The 21,936-nt window shown below is 45.1% G+C and carries 20 protein-coding genes and 4 pseudogenes; 4 read left to right on the top strand and 20 right to left on the bottom strand.

Annotated elements, in window-relative coordinates:
* Complete coding sequence (locus tag KW548_10395) at nucleotides 1-1,416, top strand: leukocidin family pore-forming toxin (protein QXX05624.1); 1,416 nt, start codon at nucleotides 1-3, stop codon at nucleotides 1,414-1,416.
* A 171-nt stretch (nucleotides 1,417-1,587) separates the two neighbouring features.
* Here KW548_10395 and KW548_10390 read toward each other — a convergent pair whose 3' ends face one another.
* From KW548_10390 to KW548_10305, 18 genes and pseudogenes are all read right to left on the bottom strand, one after another.
* Entirely contained in the window at nucleotides 1,588-2,421 is an 834-nt protein-coding gene (locus KW548_10390; protein ID QXX05623.1) for a hypothetical protein, read from the bottom strand.
* Complete coding sequence (locus tag KW548_10385; protein QXX05622.1) at nucleotides 2,414-2,860, bottom strand: hypothetical protein; 447 nt, start codon at nucleotides 2,858-2,860, stop codon at nucleotides 2,414-2,416. The genes KW548_10390 and KW548_10385 overlap by 8 nt, the downstream gene beginning before the upstream one ends.
* On the bottom strand, nucleotides 2,853-3,245 hold the full coding sequence (locus tag KW548_10380; protein QXX05621.1) for a hypothetical protein: 393 nt from the start codon (nucleotides 3,243-3,245) through the stop codon (nucleotides 2,853-2,855). The genes KW548_10385 and KW548_10380 overlap by 8 nt, the downstream gene beginning before the upstream one ends.
* A gap of 4 nt (nucleotides 3,246-3,249) precedes the next feature.
* Nucleotides 3,250-4,569 (bottom strand): EscN/YscN/HrcN family type III secretion system ATPase, encoded by a 1,320-nt coding sequence (locus KW548_10375; GenBank protein QXX05620.1) that lies wholly within the window; start codon nucleotides 4,567-4,569, stop codon nucleotides 3,250-3,252.
* Nucleotides 4,553-6,599 (bottom strand): annotated as a pseudogene (locus KW548_10370) (EscV/YscV/HrcV family type III secretion system export apparatus protein). The gene KW548_10375 and the pseudogene KW548_10370 overlap by 17 nt, the downstream one beginning before the upstream one ends.
* The gene (locus KW548_10365; GenBank protein QXX05619.1) at nucleotides 6,575-6,958 is read right to left on the bottom strand and encodes a hypothetical protein; all 384 of its coding nucleotides are present in this window, start codon (nucleotides 6,956-6,958) and stop codon (nucleotides 6,575-6,577) included. The pseudogene KW548_10370 and the gene KW548_10365 overlap by 25 nt, the downstream one beginning before the upstream one ends.
* Nucleotides 6,959-7,066: 108 nt before the next feature.
* Nucleotides 7,067-8,329, bottom strand: coding sequence for a hypothetical protein (locus KW548_10360; GenBank protein QXX05618.1), 1,263 nt, complete (start codon nucleotides 8,327-8,329; stop codon nucleotides 7,067-7,069).
* 25 nt (nucleotides 8,330-8,354) lie between these two features.
* Nucleotides 8,355-10,430: a hypothetical protein gene (locus KW548_10355; protein ID QXX05617.1), complete on the bottom strand. Its 2,076-nt coding sequence runs from the start codon at nucleotides 10,428-10,430 to the stop codon at nucleotides 8,355-8,357.
* Nucleotides 10,414-10,800, bottom strand: a complete 387-nt coding sequence (locus tag KW548_10350) for a hypothetical protein (protein ID QXX05616.1) — start codon at nucleotides 10,798-10,800, stop codon at nucleotides 10,414-10,416. Before KW548_10350 ends, KW548_10355 begins: the two co-directional genes overlap by 17 nt.
* Nucleotides 10,790-11,221, bottom strand: a complete 432-nt coding sequence (gene sicP / locus KW548_10345; protein ID QXX05615.1) for a chaperone SicP — start codon at nucleotides 11,219-11,221, stop codon at nucleotides 10,790-10,792. Before sicP ends, KW548_10350 begins: the two co-directional genes overlap by 11 nt.
* 26 nt (nucleotides 11,222-11,247) lie before the next feature.
* Nucleotides 11,248-12,261, bottom strand: coding sequence for a secretion protein (locus tag KW548_10340; protein ID QXX05614.1), 1,014 nt, complete (start codon nucleotides 12,259-12,261; stop codon nucleotides 11,248-11,250).
* A gap of 14 nt (nucleotides 12,262-12,275) precedes the next feature.
* Nucleotides 12,276-12,930, bottom strand: a pseudogene (locus tag KW548_10335) (type III secretion protein).
* Nucleotides 12,927-13,505: a hypothetical protein gene (locus KW548_10330; GenBank protein ID QXX05613.1), complete on the bottom strand. Its 579-nt coding sequence runs from the start codon at nucleotides 13,503-13,505 to the stop codon at nucleotides 12,927-12,929. The pseudogene KW548_10335 and the gene KW548_10330 overlap by 4 nt, the downstream one beginning before the upstream one ends.
* A gap of 2 nt (nucleotides 13,506-13,507) precedes the next feature.
* Nucleotides 13,508-14,245, bottom strand: a complete 738-nt coding sequence (gene sctJ / locus KW548_10325) for a type III secretion inner membrane ring lipoprotein SctJ (GenBank protein ID QXX05612.1) — start codon at nucleotides 14,243-14,245, stop codon at nucleotides 13,508-13,510.
* Nucleotides 14,242-14,547, bottom strand: coding sequence for a type III secretion system inner rod subunit SctI (gene sctI / locus KW548_10320; GenBank protein ID QXX05611.1), 306 nt, complete (start codon nucleotides 14,545-14,547; stop codon nucleotides 14,242-14,244). Before sctI ends, sctJ begins: the two co-directional genes overlap by 4 nt.
* Nucleotides 14,525-14,842, bottom strand: a complete 318-nt coding sequence (locus KW548_10315; protein QXX05610.1) for an EscG/YscG/SsaH family type III secretion system needle protein co-chaperone — start codon at nucleotides 14,840-14,842, stop codon at nucleotides 14,525-14,527. The genes sctI and KW548_10315 overlap by 23 nt, the downstream gene beginning before the upstream one ends.
* Complete coding sequence (ssaG, locus tag KW548_10310) at nucleotides 14,839-15,054, bottom strand: type III secretion system needle protein SsaG (GenBank protein ID QXX05609.1); 216 nt, start codon at nucleotides 15,052-15,054, stop codon at nucleotides 14,839-14,841. Before ssaG ends, KW548_10315 begins: the two co-directional genes overlap by 4 nt.
* A 9-nt stretch (nucleotides 15,055-15,063) precedes the next feature.
* A complete protein-coding gene (locus KW548_10305) occupies nucleotides 15,064-15,765 on the bottom strand; it encodes an AraC family transcriptional regulator (GenBank protein ID QXX05608.1) in 702 nt (233 codons plus the stop codon).
* Nucleotides 15,766-16,044: 279 nt separating this feature from the next.
* On the opposite strand from KW548_10305, the gene KW548_10300 reads away from it, so the two are divergent.
* From KW548_10300 to KW548_10290, 3 genes and pseudogenes are all read left to right on the top strand, one after another.
* On the top strand, nucleotides 16,045-17,067 hold the full coding sequence (locus tag KW548_10300; GenBank protein ID QXX05607.1) for a hypothetical protein: 1,023 nt from the start codon (nucleotides 16,045-16,047) through the stop codon (nucleotides 17,065-17,067).
* A 254-nt stretch (nucleotides 17,068-17,321) separates the two neighbouring features.
* Nucleotides 17,322-19,275: pseudogene (locus tag KW548_10295) on the top strand (MBL fold metallo-hydrolase).
* Between the two features lie 9 nt (nucleotides 19,276-19,284).
* Nucleotides 19,285-19,752 (top strand): hypothetical protein, encoded by a 468-nt coding sequence (locus tag KW548_10290; GenBank protein QXX05606.1) that lies wholly within the window; start codon nucleotides 19,285-19,287, stop codon nucleotides 19,750-19,752.
* 80 nt (nucleotides 19,753-19,832) lie between these two features.
* On the opposite strand, the gene KW548_10285 is transcribed toward KW548_10290, so the two are convergent.
* Together KW548_10285 and KW548_10280 are read right to left on the bottom strand one after the other, a co-directional pair.
* On the bottom strand, nucleotides 19,833-20,843 hold the full coding sequence (locus tag KW548_10285) for a metal-dependent hydrolase (GenBank protein QXX05605.1): 1,011 nt from the start codon (nucleotides 20,841-20,843) through the stop codon (nucleotides 19,833-19,835).
* A 67-nt stretch (nucleotides 20,844-20,910) separates the two neighbouring features.
* A pseudogene (locus KW548_10280) lies at nucleotides 20,911-21,763 on the bottom strand (MBL fold metallo-hydrolase).
* Nucleotides 21,764-21,936 lie beyond the last annotated feature (173 nt).

The raw sequence follows: 21,936 nt of genomic DNA, 5'->3' as shown, positions 1-21,936 counted from the left end.
ATGCAAACTTCTAAGATTTTCACTCTTTCTTTGCTTGCTGCTTCTGTCAATGCGTTTGCTGACGACTATGTCCCTGTTGTTGAAAAAGTCTACTACATCACTAGTTCAAAGCTAACGTGTAACCTTTATACAAGTAAAGACTTCGACACAAAACGAGATTGGTGTAATGCTGGTGCCTCTGTTGATATTCGAGTCAACGTGTCACAGATGCGTTCTGTTCAGTCTTCAACTTCACAGGGTTTTACACCTGACGCTAAGATCGTACGTTTTACAGTGGAGGCGGACAAGGCGGGGACGGGTTTCCATCTCGTCGATGATCTTCAGCAAGATCATAGCTGGTTCCAAAGTTGGGCGAATCGCCGTACCTACATTGGGCCATTTGCGAGCAGCTATGAGCTGTGGGTAAAGCCAGTGTCAGGTTACGTTCCTAAGAAAGTCAGCGACTTTCCTCATAACGAAAATAAAAACTACCAGCATCGTGATACACATGGCTACTCGATCGGTATTAATGGTTCAGCTGGCGCAGAAGTAGGCAAAGATGGCCCTAAAGTCAGTGCAGAAGTGAGTGGTTCATTCAGTTATAAGAATGAAAAAACACTGGTGTTTGATACCAAGGACTACCGTGTCAACAACCGTTCTTCATTAAGTGATTTTGAAATCGCCTTTGAGCGTGAGTTTGATGAATGCCAAGAACTCCGCCGTGAAGAGCTTGGCTGCTACTTTACGTCAGCACACTGGGGAAGCGGCTGGGTTTTCGATAAATCGAAATTCAACCCAATTTCTTATGCTAACTTCAAGCCCAACTATGACGTTATTTATGAAGCGCCTGTTTCTCAGAACGGAACAACGGATTTTGAAATTGGCGCAAAGTTTGTTGCTAAAGCACGTTATGGTGATGTTATCCCATCAGCACTGTTCTCCGTCTATGGTCCAGGGGGTTGGTCGACAACTGGATGGTCAATTCCACGAACGGTTCGTATAGATTGGAGCCACCCACTATTCGAAGCCGAAGCACATGTGACCTTGCAGTCGTTAAGCAACAATGACCTATGTCTGGACGTCTATGGCACCAATGGTGATAAGAAAGCAGAGGGCGGTCAAGTGGATGGCTGGAGCTGTCATGGAAGTTGGAATCAGACTTGGGGTCTAGATAGCAATGAGCGCTACCGCAGCCGTGTTGCACCAGATCGCTGTTTGACGGTTTCCGAAGATAAGAATCTGACCGTTGAGTCATGCAGCTCTAATCTTGCTCAAAAATGGTTCTGGGAAAATGACAAGTTGATCAGTCGCTACGTCGATGGCACCAACAAGCGTTATGTGCTTAACATTCTGGATGGTCGTAACGTTGGCGTGACGCTTGAAGATCAAGCGACACACGCTAGATGGAAACCGACTCTCCAGCAAATCAAACTTTAAGTTTGTAATGAACCAAAAATGGAAGGCTTTGCCTTCCATTTGTTAGTCTCTTTAGTTCGCTTGGTAAAGAAGTTATCTCCGTCTACAACGCATCACTATTCATTGGTTGACGCATTCCAGCATCATGATTAACTTATCTATAAATCGGCTGAACTTCCCATATCCTTAGCATCAAGCCGCTCGAGTGATCGTATCACTCGTGTAGAAAAGCACGCCATCCTGGCTGACTAACAGTTCACCCGCGGCAATGGATTGATTGTTGAATACAAGCTTACTCGTGGTTTCGCAGGACAGTGGCGCTTCGATGGTTTGCCCCTCCATTAATTGCAACAAATCGGGCAAATTTACTTCGAGTGAAGCAATCCGGACATAACTGACCGCTTCAGAGAATGAGTACGGAGCGAAGACATGCTCTACAGACCAGGTTTGTCCTCCCTCAAACTGGACTATTGCCAGTGGTTTGTCCCACCACAAAATCGCTTTACCCTCATCCGGATTCAGGCCTTCTCTTAGCCACACTCCATTACCTTGAGTGATTGACTCAATATCGGTTGTGTAGCCCGCTACTAAAGGCACATCCACCTTGATACTTTGTCCTGAAAAACGTGTCCAATTGGTCGTCAGGCGCTTTAGCCATGTGGCGTTAAAACCCACCAATACAAACTCATAACCCTGACATTGAACCACGGGATAAATGCCATCGAGTAAGCAACATTCTGCACTTTGAGTGTTAATATCTTTGATAAAAGGAATACTCACGGCTGAAAACATGGCAGCAACCAATGTGGGTAGCAAATCGTCAGCAATCATGCTTAAAGATTCAATCGCGGTTATCTCAGTCACACCATGGTTCCAGTCCGAATGGCTGCACCAAATGCCGCTCTTTGAATCACTTCGATATGACCAAAACAGACCTTCTCCACCCACTTTCTGTAGTGACATACGACAATATTGATTCTCTAAGCCAGCGCCAATCACCTTGCTCATTTCAATTAGATCAGTCATAACGATTTACCTCTATGGTCATTTGGATCGTGGATTCACTCAGACGATGTTTTATTTTCGGCATGATACGAGTCAGGGCGTCTCGTTGTTTTTGATTCTTCGGTTTCAAGTTGATCAAAACGTCTTGTGCCATCCATTGGGCGGTGATCACCAATCCCGACATTGGGCCGTTGAGCAATTTGAATATGAGGCTATTTTGACCTCTGTATATTTCAGCGTTTCCCCATGTTGCCACATGATTCACTGACGATAGTTCATTTAAGATTGAAGACGGAATTCGCCCACAAACCTCCGGCTTATCGTTAGGTAAATCAACGTTCTGCCGTTTGTGGAATAAGGTCATAAATCGCTGCTTAAGTTCAGGATCTGCCTCATGACGACCTGCAACACTTTCGACACGCCATGTAGGACGTTCAATCTGCGCAATTCTGTTACTCATCCAGTACCTCTTTGAGCTTTTCCTGGCCTCGTATCAACCGTGTTTTCTGATTCCATAGTTCCAATTTTTCCCGTTCCAGTTGCTCTATTCGTTTATGCCAGTCATCGACGGATTCCGCTTTAGAACGCTCGTCCATATACTGATTCTGCTTCTCTCCCAAGAGTTGCTTCAGTTGGCGACGATCCATGACATCTTCAGTTTGTAGCGGATTGGCTAATGCTTCCCTTGAAACAAGCCACTCCTGATACGATTTTTGTTTTTCACACTGGCATTCATCTTGCTGCGCTTTGAGTTGGTTCCACTGAGCTTGCAACCGTTCTTCTTTTCGCTTGCGTATATGAAGCAGTTGTTCAATAAGGTCAATGTCCTGACTGGATAATTTCACTCACCTATCCTCCGTTTAGCTGATGTAACTGCTGAAGTGTATCTCTGAGTGATGAAGGCTCGTTCGCACCCTGACAAAGGAAGTGCTCGATTGAGTCAAATTTAGCAACGGCTTCGTCAGTGGCCGGATCCTGACCCTGCTGATACTCGCCGACCCGGATCAGTAATTGCACTTCCTGATAGAGAGCGAGTAAATGTCTTAAGTGCTTGGCGTCATTCTTGTGCTGGCAGGTAACAATCTGCTCCATAACACGGCTTACACTAGCATTGACATCAATGGCTGGATAATGTCCTGCACCAGCCAGCTTACGTGATAACACAATGTGACCATCCAGAATTGAACGAACTTCGTCGGCAATGGGCTCATTCATATTGTCTCCTTCGACCAGCACAGTGTAGATAGCGGTAATATTCCCGACAGGTGCAGGTCCTGCTCGTTCAAGTAGAGCAGCAAGCTGGACAAACACACTAGGCGGAAAACCGTTAGCCACGGGTGGTTCACCCGCGGCAAGACCGATTTCTCGGCCCGCCCGCGCAAAACGAGTTAACGAGTCAACCATAAGCAGGACATTCTTACCTTGGTCGCGAAAATACTCTGCGACTGTCGTTGCTGTTACTGCTGCCTTCATTCGTTCCAAAGGCGGCTTATCTGACGTCGCGACGATCAGCACTGTTTTTCTTTTTGCGGCAGGTGGAAGACAATACTCGATAAACTCTCGAACTTCTCTCCCTCGCTCCCCGACCAAAGCCAGCACGATGACATCCGCTTCACAGTGACCTGCCAACATACCAAGCAAGGTACTTTTTCCTCCACCCGCAGCGGCAAAAATGCCAACCCGTTGGCCTATACCCAACGTAAGTGTTGCATCAATCGCACGGACACCTGTCGGCATCACCTTGCTGATCAACTTGCGCTTTAATGGATCAGGGGCTTCGCCGTGATTGTCTCGCCATTTTCCAACCCAAGCACTGTCATCCAAGGGATGACCCAATCCATCCAAGACACGTCCAAGTAATTCATCACCGACCATTACTCTGTGTCCATGTCCCATGGGCTCGACCTGCATGTCAGTGCCAATACCGGTTGTTGAGCGAAATGGCGATAACCACGCCTCTTCTCCATTGATTGCCACCACTTCTGCCTTAAGGTCGTGACCAATCATACAAAGCTCGCCTTGCCTAGCCCCGGGTAAGGTGGCACGAATTAATGTCGACGTGACTTCCAAAATTTTTCCGAATCGGCGATATGTTGGCGCCAAAGGCAGTTCGGGGAACAGTTGTTGATTCAGCGCTTCGATTAAATCTGTTTTATCCGGCAATCGCATTTGGCACCTCCGCTAATGTATCAACTTGTGCGATGACTTTAATGCTTGCGTCATCGCCTATCTCCTGAAAAAGACAAGACGGGTGTCATCGGCATAGTTGGCTCAACAATTTTTCTCAGATAACGCCTTACGTCTAATGAGGTCAACAACACACATGGCATGCGGCTAGGCAATTTGTCTTTGATCATTGTAATGATGTGTTGTTCTTCTTCTGGATCTAACGCGCTGTATGCGCCAACCGCCGACTGGCGAATGGATTCGCGGATTTGATTTTCGATACTGTCACCAATGATCAACATTGGGATCCAGCCTTCTGCTGCCGTGAATTTCCGGCGGATGTGTCTGCGTAAAGCCACACGAACATACTCTGTCAGCATAATCGTGTCCTTTTCTTTTGAAGCCCATTCTACGAGCGTTTCGAAGATGGTTCTCAAGTCCCGAATAGAGATATTTTCTTCCACTAAACGCTGGAGAATTTCAGTGACTTTGCTGACAGGAAGCAAGCGTTGCAGCTCTTTTACTAGCTCCGCATAGCGCATTTCCATGGAGTCCATAAGATAACGTGTTTCCTGAACCCCCAAAAATTCCTTGGCGTAATGTTGGGCAACCATTTCGACTAAATGAATGGATATATCATTGCCCTGATAATAGTCATGTCCACTGAGTTGAATTGTGTCCAATGCTTCAAGTGGGTACCAATACAAAATTTGCTGATTAAACGCTAGTTTGGTTTGTTTGCTTTCTAAACCCTCAATATCTGTCAGGGTCAATATCTGTTGCTGTGTGATGTTGAGTTTTATCACGGGCTCTTGGTACAACAGTAATTCGAACTCATCGCGACGCTCATTGCGCAATACCTGCACCTGAATTTCTGGAAGAGGTAGGCCAAGTTTTTCGAACAGTTTCCATCTGAGCGTTTGTAAAGATTTGCTTAGGTTCTCTTCCATCAGCTCTTGGCCAATCGCCAACATAAGCGGTACTGCTCCAGGTGTCATTTCCTGATCTCCATTGGCTTCGACATTTTCACTGGCAACAAAACCCTGATGATCGTCTGAATGTTTCTCTTTTCGAGTTATCCAGAAAGACGCCCCCAATACGGCTAAACCAAGCGGTCCAAATACGAACCAAGGAAAGCCGGGAATGACCGCAAACACAAACATTACCGCCGCTGCCATCTGAAGCGATGAAGGCTGACGTGAAACTTGTTGAACCAACTCATTGGCGAGGTTGTTTTTAGTCTCTCCTGGAACACGAGTCACGATCAAACCGGCGGTAATAGAAATAAGTAACGAAGGTATTTGAGCAATAAGTCCATCACCGACGGATAAAATAGCGTATGTGTTCAATGCTTCTGAAGCCGACATATTGTGCTGAAGTACACCGACAGCAATACCCCCGAAGATATTGGTTAAGATCACGATAACGCTTGCGATCGCGTCACCTTTTACGAATTTCATCGCGCCATCCATTGCGCCGTATAGCTGGCTCTCTTTTTGAACTACTGAACGCTGGCGCTTAGCTTCTTTAGCATCAATGATTCCAGCACGCATATCACCGTCAATACTCATCTGCTTGCCAGGCATACCATCAAGCGAGAAACGGGCGCTAACCTCTGCAACGCGCTCCGAACCTTTAGTAATGACGATAAACTGAACAATAGTGATAATAGCGAAAACAATGATACCAACAGCTAAATTGCCGCCGACGACGAAGTCGCCAAAGGTATAGACGATTTCCCCAGCGTCATGCTGAAGTAAAATCAGACGACTGGTACTTATGGTGAGTGCGAGACGATATAAGGTGGTGATTAATAGCATCGAGGGAAATGCGGAAAACTCCAATGGATCACGAATATAGATAGCGATCATAAGTAGGATAATCGACATGCCGAGATTCACAGCGATCAGCACGTCCACCAAGGTGGTCGGTAAAGGCAGAATCATCATAAATACGGCGATTACCAGCATAGCGCTGAGTATGATGTCTTGTCTTCCGGCTACTTTGGCTAACCAACGTGTTGCGATTGACATAACGACTCTCCTCCACCTAACTGTGTTAGAAACTGACGTTGCTTCTGACACAAACGAAACCACTGATGTGCGTCAAACTGTTTAGGGCATAACGCGCTAATAAACAGTTGCTGACCAATAGGAAAAATACGTTGAGGTAATCCGCTGAAACGTTCAGGTTGATTTCGCTTGAGTGCATTGTCCAGATTGTGGCTCGAACATGCTAATAACCATGAAGTCAGCATAAGTCGATTACCCTGTACTTCGAGTCTTAACCCAAAAGGCTGTTGGTGTATTTCTATGATGTCCGAAACCCGAATTGCTGGCAGCCTGAGCAATGCAATCAGTTGTTCAATGTTTCTCGTGATTTGCAGATCCATAACCATCCCATCTATTACCTATGGCTCTATCATGCGGGGATTATGCTGCGTGGGGTATCAGGTCTACACCTGAAATAAGCCCCGGATTCAACCGGGGCGTTATGTGTGTTAAGCGGCCTGTTTGACTAACGCTTGTTCTACTTGTTGGTAACAGTTTTCCCAGTCAATACTGCCGTTCTCATCCTTTAATAATGACTCAGGGACATAAGACTTAGCCGTTTCGATCAGTTTTGCTTTGCTCAGTGTATTCTGTTCGATCACCTGCTGTTCGCGTTCAGAAGCGATACTCGCGATTTGATAGCGAAATGACGTTTCTTGCTGATCCTCTGGTAGATGATTCAGTTGAATCAATTGTCCCGCATCGTTGAGCGAGTCACCAAGTAAATCCCCCAAACGCTGATCGTCTTTGGTTTTATTTGCAAGCCGTTGCAACGCTTCATCGATACGTTGTTGAGTCATGTTTTCTTTTGCTCTGTTATGCGCGTCATTCATGCCAAGAAAATTCGTTGAAGCAATCAAGTTTAGCGCGGTTCTGGCAAGAAGAGCCCCCAGCGGTGTCACGCCGGCGCCAGCAATCGCCGCAATAGCGATGGCAATCCCTCCTGTTCCTACGATGGCAATCATACTAAGTGCTGCTATTGCCGCGGCACCAATAGAAACGGCGGCCGTTGTTGCAACGGTAAAGCTCTTCGCTTTCCAGTTCATTTCTTGCCATGTATTTTTTGCATCTTGCCACATTCGGCTCATCGCTCCCGCTTTGTTGGTTTCGAAGCAATCTCTGGACAAGGTGCCGATGTCTTGAAGCGCCTGACGTTGCATTGCATAAGACGCGATAGCTTTTGCGCGATCATTAAAACTGCCTTGTTTATGGATACCCGCCATCAAAGCGTTGACCATTATTTCCGTTGACCGATTTCGGTTTACAACGTTGGCCATTTTGCGTTCCGACCAAGTTTGGACCAGGCCACCTATCATGCTTGCCATCGGCTTCATGAGTGGGGCCCCTGGAACGAGCGCCGCGACAAGTTGACTGGCTCCAGTTGCGACAACGCCACTTCCGGAGGCCCCCTTCACGGCACCTGCAATGTATGGCGCACATTGCGCCAAATGAATTAACGCGATCATTTCTGCTGTCATAGACATAGATTCGTGACTAGGTAAGAACTCGCGTCTTCCTTGCAGAATATCTTTCACTTGATTTTCGACACTGCCTGTTTTCCACACTGTGGAGGCCATAGCCGCGAGATCGTTGCCGAACCAACCACTGTTCGAACTGATTATTTGATAGGCGTGTGTCAGGTTACCCGCTAGCGCTTGTGATTCCACAGGATGTGCCATGGCCCAGTTATGCAATTGCCCGAGTGTGTTCATCACACCCTGATAGTTCGAGCTAACTTCACCAGAAGACAAGGTAGCATAAAGCTTTTTGGTAAGCCTCGGTATAGCTTTGTATACCGACTTTCGCCATTTGACGTTCCAGAATTAGAGTACTTAAATCTGGACGATAATCGCCAGACCAATGGCCAGCTAGATTCTGTTTTACCCAGGCCGACCAGGATTCTAAACTGTTGCCGCTGACACCAGGGTAACCTTTTTCCTTTGTCACTTCGCGATCAAAGCGAGTCAGTTCCAACATGGACTTTTCGTATTCGTCATCAAGCAGTTCGATGTCTTGCACTAAAGACGCCATACTCAACTCAAGGCGCTTCAACGTTTCCACTTCTTTTTCTGACGATATATGAGGTTGATTTCTCCAGTTTTTACCATGTAGATCAACCACATACTTTTCTTGCTTATTCAACTCAAGTTGTAGTTCTTCACGCTCCAGTATGAGTGCTCGTACCTGGTCATTGTTGGCTCTCAAAGGCGATAAGAAAGACAAAAATCCCTGCAGGTTAAGCCGTTTGGTGTTGGCATCGACAGTTCGATCTAACATGGTATCTAGGCGTGCTAGCTTATTGCCCAGCAACACTTTCGTATCTTGCGCCATTTGTACAGTCCCACACTGTTCTGCGAGGTTAGTCAGTCTTGTGAGTTGTCGCTCGGCCTCTGATCGCATAATGATTAATTGTTTGGTTACACCGTCACTAATTGTTTCCTGTGCTAAAGCATCTAACGAGGCTACATAGGCTTTTGCCGCACTGACTTTTTCATCGAGATAATCGGCGTATAACGTTAAGTTCTGCGTTATATTGTCAGCCAGTTGCTTGCTTTCAATATCCGCGTAAATATTAACGCCAGCTCGATTATTTCGTTCATGAGTGACACTGTTCTCTCTGTCTAGCCAAGAGAGACGATGTTGCGCTTGAATAACGTCTTCAGCTAACTTGCGTGTTTTGTCGCTGATATGGATTTGGTCGAGCTCATTTCTGATCTGGTCTGTAAGATCTAGGTCATCGTAATCGGTCAGTTCATCGGGCAGTAGGTTGTCACCTTTTACAACCAACCAAACGTTGCCTGTCAACGCAGCTAGAGTGGCAGAGAACTGATCTTCTACCGTTGAATCCGACTCAAAAAACTGCTGCATTTCTTTTGCAAACACAGCAGCACTGTGGCGAAGCTGATTGATTTTACTTGGGATGTCCAGGCGGGCTTCGATACCTTTTTGTTCTTCCATCAATTCAGTACGGCTTTGCTTAAGTGCTTGTTTAATTAGATTGATGGCGCCAAGTTGCGCCTTTTGTTCCTTTTTAGGAAATGGCATAAACACATCATCTGCCAATGAGGGCACTTTTTCGGCCAACACTTCCGACAATACTCTTAAGTTAACTGTCGACATATCGGAAGCATATTGAACAAGTTTGTCTGATAGACGATTAGCTAAGGTTTCACTATCTAAACTTGGCGAGTTGTTAATGAGTTCAAAGCTTAACCTTGCTAACTCTGGAGTAAGCGTCGATTTAAGTGCAGGTGAACAAGTCTCATAAAAGGTCGAAAATGCTTTGTAATCTTCTGACTCTGACTGCCAAGCTTGGCGGTAAAGATTTGCCAATGATTTTATTGCATCAAGCCTATCATTTTCTTTAAACATTACTCGCTTTAACTGCTTAACATCGTTCTGTTGATCATTAGCGAGCTGATCAATAGCCGATTCAACGTTTGCTAAATTCTCCTTTAATTTGTCGACTTTTGCTGAGAAAGTCTCAATACTCACGGTCACGGTTTCAGACGGAAGTGGTTTCTGGAAAATCTGAGCGAGCTTATGCGCTTCATCATCAAGCGTACTTGTCTTGATGGCCTGATTATAGGCAGAGACTTCTTTTTGAAGGCGTTGCATAGTGGCCGTTTCGCTGTAAAAGAAACTACTCATGTAAGAGAGAGAGCTTGGCGAAGGCAATGGCGCTGGGCACAAATAACCAGTGATAGACTTTGCCGCTTGTTCCAATTTCGACATCGGTGTGCTTGTCGGTAACCTTGAGTCTTCCACTGCTTTGCTGTCTGCTTGAATCTGTCTATTATCTCTCTGAACCAATTGGGGTTCTTTTTTTCTCAACACTCACCGAACCCTGCGTCAACTGTTTGACCAAGCGCGATGTTAGAGGTGTTTGGCCACTAAAATCCATCTTGTTTGCTACCTTTCCAGCAAACTCATCACCGTATTCGTGCGCAAGCGCACTCAGGAACACGCCCAGTGTTTTGAGATTTCCCTCGGTTTGCTTTTGGACAAACTCCTGAACTGCACTCAGATCACTGAGTAAAGGAATCTGGGTTAGCCATTGCATCACCTTTTCAGCAAAGCTGAACTGAGATTTGACGATAACCGGATCGCCAGAAGCATTATCACTCAATACTAGCTGGCTATTGTCGACATTGGCTGTAAATTGGTTTAATTCAATCGGCATAGCAAACGCCTCCTAAGGATGTGACATGTTTATTGAGTGGATGGCCTTGATGAAATTCGCTATGCAATTGGTCATATTGATTAACCACTTCTGTCAGTTGTTCGAAGATCTCATCACCGCTTTGAGGAGATTGAATAACAACCTGATACAGTAGCGCACGACTGCTCTCCTCATAGAAGATATGGCCACCATCAAGCTTGTTTAACTCATGGTTAAGCTTTAATGCTTGTTTAAAGGTCTCCCCTTCATTTTCTGGTTCAACTTTGGTCAACATGCATCTCAGCACCCAATCGTCATTTTTCGGTGCAATCGACACCATAAGCTGCTCATCCCAAAGCAAAAGACATTGATTTGACTGGTCAAAGACCAGCGGTAGTCCTAATTTTTCGCCAAGACGAGCTAGCAATAGTTCATGACTCATCGTTGTTCTCCCCTTTAACGGATTGATCATTCATTCCACTGATCTAAAAGTTCAAGCATGGCTTCCTGAACATGCTCTTTTTGTTCGGGATCTCGGTAACAAGTTTCCGACATGACTGCCATCAGCTCTTTCCACCGCCGTAAAAAAATTACTCGACGCTCATCCACCAGCGCTAATCGGCCGATGATCAATGACAAGGCGTCGGGATAAATCCAAGATTGCTCTAGCAGCTCTATCGTGGCAGACATCACCGATTGCGGCTCCAACGCCATGGCCTTAGCCAGCGACACGCAGTGGTCTTCAAACGTGAGAAAAAGTAGTAATCGTTTAAGATCATTAATGGTTGCCACCACTTTGGTCATATCATCCGTTCTCTGTCCTTCATCAAGGGGCTCTGCCATCGAGCGAATTAGAATTCGAATATATTGTCGGCGATTTTCATGGCGCTCCAAGAGTTCAAACCAATGAGCTAAGCCCTTCTCACCACGTTTAGCATGCTGATACAGTTGGCGCACCGCACGTAAGCCGTTCTTATCAACATTCATTCCTTGTGCCGCAGCGATAATTTCTAGCTCTATTTCTTCCTCAGAGAGCAAGGTCATAAGACGTTTCTTAATCTGCTTTTTTATTTCGGGATCTAGACCTTTGAAACCAAGCAGTGAGGTCAAAACCAGTGCCATTTTCCCTTTGTCTAAACCCGATTTTTCCAGCGCAGTGAAAATCTGAGAAGCGTCTTTCATTTGTGATAGTTGCTCTGAGATCCGATTTATGGATTGGCGTGCTAGCTTATCCATTTGTTGAAGCAGCTTCTCGATTCCATTCATCATTGGATCTTGTGCTTTTGATGCGAGGTTCATACGCTTCATCATGCTACTAAGTCCAAGGCTTAACCCCTCCATGGTTTCCTCCATAGCTTCCGCCCTAACTTCGGCTAGTGCCGCGCTTGCCAAAGTCGCAGTAGACTCATTGGCTGGTGCCGCCGAGGCCGTATTTTGCGGAAATGCATGAAATTCAGTATTGGTGTTTCCTTCAACTCTCATTGCAAAACCCTCTCTCAAGCGGTTGACTGTTGATCTGAAGCCTTTGAAAACGAATCAAGCAGTATCTGTAATTGCTGATCCAGATCGATTCGAATTACCAGACAGTCAGACGTGAGCTCAGCTTGTGCTTGGTTAAGTTCGGCTTTAATCTGCACATTCAACTGCTCACCAAATTCTTTTTTTAATCTCGAATAGTGTGCTTGTGGTACAAACAGGGGTCAGGTTCTCTTTATCTACCTGATAAGCAATCTGGTCGCTTATCCTCTTAACCAAGAACTGACAAATGTCTTGCTCTGTGGACCACTGCTCAAGCACTTTGCGAACTTGCTGACGGATCCGTCCTGTAAGGTTTTCTATTAAACTCCGTTCAAGTTCGCCTTGGTCTACAAGCCACCTAACGGACTCACTCACCGCTTTTTGCTGCGCTTGCTCTCGCCATGCGGATTCCAATTGTTCCGATTTTTCACGAGCTGTCTGAAGTATGTGCTCTGCTTGTTGACGAGCTTCATCTCTTTTCGAACGTGCATGGCGAACGATGGCGGCAATGCGCTGACGCGCTTTCAATTCACAATCTTTTCTGCGAATGGCATTATCTACTTGCTGCTTTGACACCGTATTGCCACACTTATCTAGCTCACAATGTGTTACTGATATAGTGAATGGCTTCATAGAAAACGCTCCAATCTAAATATCCAGCTTTCGATCTTCTCAGTATCTTCCTGAGTCAGTGTTATCGGGGTATCGAGCACTGGTAAGCTCAGGCGAAGTAGCAACCAAAAAGGTTGATCCTTCCAAATGGAGTAAATAGCGCTGGTGCTAAAACGCTCTGCCTGTTCCAGTACATTGCTCGCAGACCATGCTGGTGGCTCAGAGCCTGCTGGCCATAGTGCGATTAACTGTTCAATTTGAGGTTGAGTAAATGTCTGCAATAGGACTCGTCGATAAGTGCTATCCCACAAGTAATCTGGGCAGTTTTGCGACAATAGCCCGGCAGCTGTCGCCAATAGAGAAATTCTTGGTAATACAGGCAGCCACTTTTTCATTTCCTCTGAGCACTCTTCTAACCAAATTGATTGGCACTCAAGGCGGCTTAGGATGGCACTATCCAGACGCTGGCGCACCAAGGAGTTGCGCTCTGGAATGGATTGCCAAGACTCTAAATTCAGCTTTGACCACCATTGCGCATGCAATCTTGAGCTGACTTGCCTCAGTGTTTTGTTTAGTGCTAGCGTCTCATTAGACATGATCAGCCCTCTTTCCTTCGGCTAAGCCCCAACCCAGCAACCCCAGCAACCCCAGCAATCAGTACACTGCCTAACCCAACGGTCACTGGGGTTTTGTTTGCTACCACCCAGTTCTGAACATCATCCCAGTCTGAGCTCGATTCTACGACTGGCTGATAACGAAAATCTGCGGGCTGTAAGAATAGGCTGATGTTTTCGTATTGCAGATCAGGGACTGCATTTTTGATCAGATTTCGGATCTGAGACTCTGAATTACCCAAGTTCGCCTCCGGAGAATACTTGATGTACACCGCCGCCGATTTGTCGCTCATTACCGTGCGCCCTGTAGAGGCATTTTTGTCGCTTTGAGCAATTGAGACCCGTGCACTAATGACACCATCCATACTGGACAACGTTCTCTCCAATTGCTGCTCTTTTAAATAGCTCATTTTGGCCTCTTCCTGAGCGGGAGAAGAGACAAGTTGACCTGAAGGAAATAGCTGCTCAATACCGACATATTCGGCCTTCGGGTAACCATTTTGTCTTAACAATTCGACCGCATTAATAAATTGATCTTTCTCTATCTTAAGCGTTACCTTGCCCGTTTTTACGTCAGTTTCTGAACTTGCATCAATATGATTGAGCATGAGCAAGGCCACCATTTGGTTGGCTTCAGACTGCGGCAGGTTCTGGTAGAGTTCGACTTTACAACCTGTCAACAGCAAAGCCATCACTAAGGCTAGCCATTTGAACTTTTTCATTGCATTGTCACCAGTTTATTAATCGATTGAGATAGGCTCCCGGCTGTTTTCGCTGCCAGATCGACTTCCACTAGCGCTCTTGTCACCATGGTTTGGCTCTGAATGGCCTGATCGGGTGAAATTCCCATTGGCGCATTGGAGTTAGGCATTGGGCCGACAATATCATTGAGCTTGGATGTATCCTGCGTACTCTGTTGCATCAATTGACTGAACTTATCAACCATGGCTTTATCCGGATTGATCGTCTCTGTCTGTGTCTCCAGAGCAGAGTATGTTGCCTTAGCTATTGCACTCAGTTCCATGTGAACCTCCGGTTATCAATGAACAAATTTTGTGCGTGTCTGCACTTTCAGCCGTTGAGGAGTACAAAAAGCGCAGTCCCTCAGCTTGGGGGGTATCTAACCCATTTAGAGAACGAATCGCCTGAGCTCGTTTGTCCAGAGCAAAGTAGATCAAGCTGGCACAAATACATCTATCTTCTTCATCTTCAATCAGCGAAGAGAATGCATTGAGTATGCTAAGCGCATGCTTTTCGAGTCCGTGGTTTGCGGCCGCCAACGCAGCTTCAACAAGCAGCTGTTTGTCTGAACTTTTCATATCTTCGCTATGATCCCCTGCACCATATCTTTCACGGCTTTGATCAAAGCACTCTCATACCCTAGAAAATTAGAGTATTGCTGAACCGAAAATTGAGCTTGTAGCATTTGATCAGGGTTATTCGGGTCCGCTTGTGCCATTTTTGTTTTAATGTCTTGAGCAGATTGCGCTGACATTTGGGACAATTGATTGATAATTGCATTAAGATCCATGATGACCTCCTATCTTTTACCGGCGCGTAAATCTGATGGGCTGCATTGATAACGCTTTTTGAATGCACCGATAAAATGAGAATGACTGCTAAAACCCGCATCAAAAGCGACGTCAGCTATTTTTCGATTTGTTTCTAGAATCACCTGTTTCGCATAGCTCAAGCGTTGTTCGGTCAGCCACGCTTTGGTTGATTGACCATAATATTTGTAGAAAGCCGTGTTGAGCTTTGTCACTTCCATACCAAGTTGCTCAGCGTAGCGAGATACTGACCATTGCTCATAAAGATGCTTGTTTACGAAATCAAATACTTTGTCATTTGGGTCGGCGTATTGGTTAAGCAACTCTGAGAAATATGGCTTGTTCATCTCAAGGCAGTAGGTAAAAACAAAGCGCAGCATGACTTCTTTGTTGACTTTATGAAGTTGCTGAATAACGTTAACAAGCTCATCAAAGACTGGGACAGTTTCTATTTCACCGTTGATTGTTCGTAGTCCAGTATGATTATGTGTTATCAGCTCAGTCAGTAATGGATAAACCTGACAAATCTCACCAGGATAGAAAAACACACTCATCCAATCACTGCGACTTGCCGCGTGTATTTCAGCTTCTTCTCCGATCATAACGAGCTGATTTCCCGCCACCTCTGTTCGTTTTCCTTGATAATCGATATGACCTGGCTTAAAGAACAAGACCACCTGTAATGCTTTCATATCAACGACCTTCTTTTCTTGTTGTTGGGTTTAGTTTGCTTGGTTCAAGCTCAGGTAGGTATCAGGTGAACACCTGAACTCATGGTTGTCAGGACATAGGGGTTTACCCTAGCTATCGCTTTGGGCAGCGCGTTCCTTACATTGACTAAACTGGTCAACGGATAAGGAATATTGATCACTGCCTAAAAATCACCCTTACAAATAGATTTGTTAGTTACAAGGTTCTACAATTTGTTAATACCCTATTTTTCATAGATATAACTGCACAGGTGCCGTCGCATGTTTAATAAAAAAGTCATCAGTACACAACATCAATACGATCACCTGAAAGAAGTTACGCTACAACCAGGTGATGTGATTATTGCTAAAATGTTTCCTGGACACGCTTCAAAACCAACAGAAGTTTTGATTCCTATGATGCAAGATTCTTTCATTCATAAGAAATCTTTAGACGAGAAAGCAGGGATGCAGTTACAAGGCTCAGGAACGTCTGAACACGCTGCTTTAGCGATATCGAAAGATGAAATTGCTGAAGCGAGCGGAGAAGGCGTCGTAAGGTCTATGGCCCTAACCAGTAAACGAAAGAATGGCTGGGTGGTATTTAGATGTTCCGACAAGGTGTTAGCCAACGGCGCGAGCAAGATAGCCGCCGCTTTGTGTAAACACAATGTGAATACTAGAGACAAAGACTTCTTGTATAAAAACAATATCACCGGCGGGAAATATGACAAAATTGGCTCTATCTCATCACTTTTAAAGAAAAGAAACTTTAACTCTGGGACCAATCAGTACATCCAAGACATTCTAGATTTCGTTTATGGGATAAGTAAACGGGCTCCCAACATGTTCTGTTCAGAATTAAGTGCATCGGTGTATGAGTGCGCATCCGTCGCCCAATACGGCAAAACCTGTTTTGGCTCCGATCCAAGAGCCGTTACCCCTAAATACTTAGAGCACCTAGTTAATACAAGTAGCCTGTTTAATTTGGTTGGTAAAGTTCCGCCAAGTCCGCTGTTTTCTCACACTCATATGGCGGCAATGAAATATCAATCCGCGCTCAAATTTAGACAGAGCAAGGCGTCAAAAACACTATTGGTTTGTATGTTGGATCTGATCAAGATCGGAACGTTTGGTGAATTACTGTATTTCTATGAGGAGTGTTTTGGATTCAGAGTTAATCCCGCTTACAGAGACAGCATTGAGCCATTTATTATCTCAGGCAACTTACGAGCAAAAAGAAGCGGTAGACTCTACCATATTGTTTTCAAAGAGATAGGCACTATGAGTTACTTTCGTCGGTGACACAAAAACGTGCCTCAATTCAATTGAGCTCTATTCTACCATGCCAGCTTTCACCTAAGATCTTACCTGCGGCCAAGCTGGTCATTTTTAGCTTATTTCTTCTGATAGCAAAATCGATAATACCAATAAAAACAATAACAATTAATAACTCAAAGCTCACTAATATCTATGTAAGCCTTTGATTTTTAAAGCAATATTTGCACTCTGTCATTTCTTTCCTAACCTTAGAGCATACAACATGCAGGAGATCCTTTATGAAGGAAATAGCAAGGTTAGGAATGGTTTTATTGGTGATAAGTAGTGCGAATGCATCTGAACCCAAAGACGCCTCCGATGTCACCAAAGAAGTGAATAATCAAGTTAAACAAGAGCTGCCTTTTAACGACAAGCGTGATTTCAAAGATGCTCAAAGGGGCTTTGTTGCGAAGCAAGAAGTCGTCACAATCACGAATGAAAATGGTGATATTGTTTGGGATCTGGAGGCCTATAAAGATTACATTAGTTTAGATAAACCCTCGCCCGATACCGTCAATCCAAGTTTATGGCGTAATGCTCAGCTAAATATGATCAACGGCTTGTTTGAAGTGACGGAAGGCATTTATCAAGTTCGTGGTTATGATTTGTCAAACATCACCTTCATTAAAGGTGAGACAGGCTGGATAGTCTTTGATCCACTCATCTCACAAGAGACAGCCAAGGCAGCACTCAATTTTATTAACCAAGAACTGGGAGAAAGACCCGTCACAGGTGTCTTCTACAGCCATAGTCATATCGATCACTTCGGAGGCGTACGAGGCGTGGTGGATGAAAAAGACGTCATTTCAGGTAAGGTGCCTATTGTCGCTTCATACGGTTTTACTGAACATGCCGTCTCAGAAAATGTGATCGCTGGTAACGCTATGGGTAGGCGTGCAGTCTATATGTATGGTGCACTTCTACCAAGAAATGAAAAAGGTGGCGTCAATGGTGGTTTGGGCCAGACGACCTCAACGGGTATTGCGACAATGATTAAACCAACGGACATCATAAAAGAAACGGGAGAGAAACGGACGATTGATGGTGTTCAAATGGTTTTTCAGTACACGCCCGGCTCAGAAGCTCCTACTGAAATGAATATCTGGTTCCCGGATAAAAAAGCGCTTTGGATGGCAGAAAACACGACCAACACGATGCACAACATTCTTACTCTGCGAGGTGCTCAAGTACGGGACGCCCTCAAGTGGTCGAGCTACCTGCAGGAAACGATTGATTTGTGGGGAGATGAAGTGGAAGTTAAATTCCAAAGTCATCACTGGCCCATGTGGGGGCAAAAAGATATTGTCGAGTACTTTAAAACACAAAGAGACATGTATAAGTACACACACGATCAAACAGTACGCCTGATGAATCAAGGTTATATTGGTTCAGAAATTTCTGAGATGATCGAATTTCCGGATGAAATTGGTAATACTTGGAGTTCAAGAGGCTATTACGGCACCTTACGTCACAATAGCAGAGCTGTGTATCAGCGCTATATGGGCTGGTACAACGGCAATCCATCCGATCTAAATAACCTGCCCCCTGCTGATGCTGCAGAGAAATATGTTGAATACATGGGGGCGAACAACAAGCGATCAAAAAGCACAAGCAGACTTTGACAAAGGCCATTATCGCTGGGTTGCCGAGGTACTTAAACATGTTGTATTCGCCAATCCAGAAAGTAAAAAGGGTAAAGAGCTGCTCGCAGATACCTATGAACAGATGGGTTATCAGGCAGAATCAGGTCCTTGGCGCTCAGTTTATCTACAAGGTGCGTACGAGTTAAGGAATGGCACTCCAAGTACTGGCGGGACGAATGTTGCTTCTCCAGATATCATCAAAAACATGCCGCCAGAGATGTTGTTTGACTATTTAGCCGTGCGTATTTTGCCTGAAAAAGCGGCAGGTAAAACGTTATCGATGAATATCAATTTCACCGATCTCGACGAGCAATACGCACTCTATGTCGAAAACTCCGTGTTAAATCACACCAAGAAACTCGCTAAAAACCCTGGGGTCTCTCTGGCGCTAGCCAAGACGACACTCGATGATGTTCAACTAGGAAAACTGACGTTAGAACAAGCGATTGCCGATGGTTCAATCCAAATTGAGGGCGACCCACAGCAGCTTAAGGACTTTGTTACCATGCTGGATAGCTTTAATTTTTGGTTTAATATAGTAACCCCATAGGAATCTCTTATGAAGAAGCGTATTGTCTCTTTTATTGCTTCTGGGGCTATCGGATTAGCAAGCTCACTCAGTTGGGCTTGCTCTTATGATGGATTGTTTACTAACCCATTTAGCGAGAGCTACCCAGGGGCACTGGATGTCTCGATTGCCACTCAGCTAGCCATCCGGTCTCAAAACATGCCATCGCTTGAGAAAATAGAGGGCTCTGCTGGCCTGCAAAGAACCCGATGGTGGCTAAACGTATTGATCAAAGTGAATGATGATTGGCCCCAGAATACCTATGTTTACGTTGTCGATCGTCGATTGTGGTCGCGTATCAGCCAGGCCGGAACTTCCATTGATATACACGTCCCTCCTCCACCCCATGAAGCCGATGTCTGGCAGCTGTCAGAGGCGGCTCTGCATAGTTTGGTCTCAAAGGCACTGACCCTAGATCAAGCAATAAACCTTGGCGTGTTAAGTAGGAGTGAGACATAAGACGACAACAAAGAGTGGCGTGACGACTGAGCGTTAAATCGCCACGAACATCTGCATTAGTCAATGCTTTGTCTCGACCCTCAGTACCCTTTAAAGTCGAACAACATACTCCAAAAGCGTTGCCTTGCTTCTGATGAAGTATTTCTGTATGTCACGTATTGAGCATGAACGTTTTTCGCCGCCGATGGGGAAAGTTTAATCCCCCAAAGTGGGTCAAACTGATTGGGCACGATGGAATAGCGGACGTCAACCACACTCAGTTTGTCATTGGGATCTATGGCTAGATAACCGTCTGAAAAGCGGCGAAAGCGTTCAAGGTCTTTAGCCTGTTGTGAATGCGTATCAAGCCAGGGAAGATCTCTCTCGAGATCTATTCTGGCAATCGATTCACCGGCATAAACTTGGGTTGTTCGACCTAACCTTACTGCATCTACATGGTAGTGATTATCCGTTTCATAAAGCACTTTCCACACCAGTAAATTGGCAAAACTCGGCTTAACCATTAATCGGCTTGGGACGTGGTTTCGTACTTGAGCCAATTGCCACCCCTCATGATAAGCTCTTTCCTTTTGTATTATTCCTAGGGATAAGTAGGATAGCCCCCAAAGCAAAGCAACTCTTGCTCCCCATGGTGTCCTCTTTCGTAGCGTAACGGCAATACCTATCAAAAGCGGTAAAGTAAAAACCGGGTCCACGACAGACACTATGTTCCATGCATATCGCTCATGACTGGCAGGCCAAAGCAATTGCGTGCCATAAGAGGTACAGGCATCCAGCAAGGCATGGGTCGCGAAGCCCAGTGAACAATACAACCAAGTTTTACCAAAGTTGAGCCCAAACCGTCGAGAAAACAACCAATGCAAGACCAAACTGCAAACCAAGCTACCTAGTGGTATGAATAGAAGAGAATGGGTAAATTGTCGGTGGTACTCCAGAAACAACAATGGGTCGTGAGAAGAGCGAATGAACACGTCTAGATCTGGTGACATGCCAGCGAACATACCTAAGCCTCCGGCAACAAGACTGTGTTTTTTATCGCTGACTGATTGGGGTAAAGCCGCCCCTATTAGCCCTTGCGTTAACGGGTCCATCCTTTTTCTCTCCCACACGTTGCATCATAAAACCTTCGAGCCTGTTTGACTTCACATTGATTCACGCTTAATCAACACTTGGTTCACTCGGCTTATACTGTTCCTTGGTGGCTAACTTCACTTGTTGATCAATGAAGTTAAAAAAGTTGTCTTGGTTAATAAACGGGTTACTGGCGCTTCCTTCCCTCATTCTATCTCGGTTAGAGAACAGGTTGTTTTTATGAGGATGATTAGACAAGTTTACCGTTACCATAGGGCTACTCTTTGCTATTTGTTTCACTCTTTTCATGCTCGTGAAATATTGCCTTACGAGCTCAGGGTTTTGGGAAATTAATGCCATGCCCACCGACAACAAAAGCCCGATACGCTTTTCCGTCATCTTCCACTAAAAAGTCAATCGATAAGTCGCCTTCCGTGTGCCCCGGTGTGATGTAAAACTTAAACTTTGTATTGCCTAGTAAAACTTCGGATTCATCTTCAGCAAATTTGAACACTCTCGGTGGAAGGAACTTATTCTCACCTTGACTTTTTTGTGACTGTTTTTTTGTGAGTTCTAACCCTTTTTTTGTCATGATCACCTTAGCATTGTAGGTGGACTGAAGAAATTCTGCCCCACCGACGTGATCAGAATGCCCATGCGTAACAATAATGTGACTCACCGTTTTGTCGCCTAATCCCAATTTCCGTAGGTTCTCTGGAATCCATTTGCTATATGGAAAGTCTAGAGTGTCGATAATCACCAGACCAGATGATGTTTCTATCGCATAAGAAGACACCCATTTATCTCCGATGTAATAGACGTTGTCGAACATCTTAAATGGCTCAACATAGCCATTTTCAACACTCATCTTAGGACTATCCGTGTGTGAAAATGTTGATGCCGACAAAAACAAAGTGATAAGACATAGAGTTAAACGCATTCCTTTCTCCATCATGCAAATAAGTACCAAACGTTCCCTCGCCTCAACCTTTTGAAAAATATCAATAAGACTTAGGGCGCATAAGACTATCACATTTTATGAAATCATATGTCTATTTACACATATCAGGTGGTCTGCGATTTGGTGGGCGAAGAAAGAGAATGCGTCGGTGC

Origin of the sequence: Vibrio neptunius (genome assembly GCA_019339365.1) — a bacterium.
GTDB lineage: Bacteria > Pseudomonadota > Gammaproteobacteria > Enterobacterales > Vibrionaceae > Vibrio > Vibrio neptunius.
This window is presented reverse-complemented; position numbering and strand designations above follow the sequence as displayed.

What these genes read in the sequence shown, in the direction of transcription:
- KW548_10395 (QXX05624.1), top strand. Translation starts at nt 1, where the DNA reads ATGCAAACTTCTAAGATTTTCACTCTTTCTTTGCTTGCTGCTTCTGTC.
- KW548_10390 (QXX05623.1), bottom strand. Translation starts at nt 2,421, where the DNA reads ATGACTGATCTAATTGAAATGAGCAAGGTGATTGGCGCTGGCTTAGAG.
- KW548_10385 (QXX05622.1), bottom strand. Translation starts at nt 2,860, where the DNA reads ATGAGTAACAGAATTGCGCAGATTGAACGTCCTACATGGCGTGTCGAA.
- KW548_10375 (QXX05620.1), bottom strand. Translation starts at nt 4,569, where the DNA reads ATGCGATTGCCGGATAAAACAGATTTAATCGAAGCGCTGAATCAACAA.
- KW548_10365 (QXX05619.1), bottom strand. Translation starts at nt 6,958, where the DNA reads ATGGATCTGCAAATCACGAGAAACATTGAACAACTGATTGCATTGCTC.
- KW548_10360 (QXX05618.1), bottom strand. Translation starts at nt 8,329, where the DNA reads ATGAACACACTCGGGCAATTGCATAACTGGGCCATGGCACATCCTGTG.
- KW548_10350 (QXX05616.1), bottom strand. Translation starts at nt 10,800, where the DNA reads ATGCCGATTGAATTAAACCAATTTACAGCCAATGTCGACAATAGCCAG.
- sicP (QXX05615.1), bottom strand. Translation starts at nt 11,221, where the DNA reads ATGAGTCATGAACTATTGCTAGCTCGTCTTGGCGAAAAATTAGGACTA.
- KW548_10340 (QXX05614.1), bottom strand. Translation starts at nt 12,261, where the DNA reads ATGAGAGTTGAAGGAAACACCAATACTGAATTTCATGCATTTCCGCAA.
- KW548_10330 (QXX05613.1), bottom strand. Translation starts at nt 13,505, where the DNA reads ATGTCTAATGAGACGCTAGCACTAAACAAAACACTGAGGCAAGTCAGC.
- sctJ (QXX05612.1), bottom strand. Translation starts at nt 14,245, where the DNA reads ATGAAAAAGTTCAAATGGCTAGCCTTAGTGATGGCTTTGCTGTTGACA.
- sctI (QXX05611.1), bottom strand. Translation starts at nt 14,547, where the DNA reads ATGGAACTGAGTGCAATAGCTAAGGCAACATACTCTGCTCTGGAGACA.
- KW548_10315 (QXX05610.1), bottom strand. Translation starts at nt 14,842, where the DNA reads ATGAAAAGTTCAGACAAACAGCTGCTTGTTGAAGCTGCGTTGGCGGCC.
- ssaG (QXX05609.1), bottom strand. Translation starts at nt 15,054, where the DNA reads ATGGATCTTAATGCAATTATCAATCAATTGTCCCAAATGTCAGCGCAA.
- KW548_10305 (QXX05608.1), bottom strand. Translation starts at nt 15,765, where the DNA reads ATGAAAGCATTACAGGTGGTCTTGTTCTTTAAGCCAGGTCATATCGAT.
- KW548_10300 (QXX05607.1), top strand. Translation starts at nt 16,045, where the DNA reads ATGTTTAATAAAAAAGTCATCAGTACACAACATCAATACGATCACCTG.
- KW548_10290 (QXX05606.1), top strand. Translation starts at nt 19,285, where the DNA reads ATGAAGAAGCGTATTGTCTCTTTTATTGCTTCTGGGGCTATCGGATTA.
- KW548_10285 (QXX05605.1), bottom strand. Translation starts at nt 20,843, where the DNA reads ATGGACCCGTTAACGCAAGGGCTAATAGGGGCGGCTTTACCCCAATCA.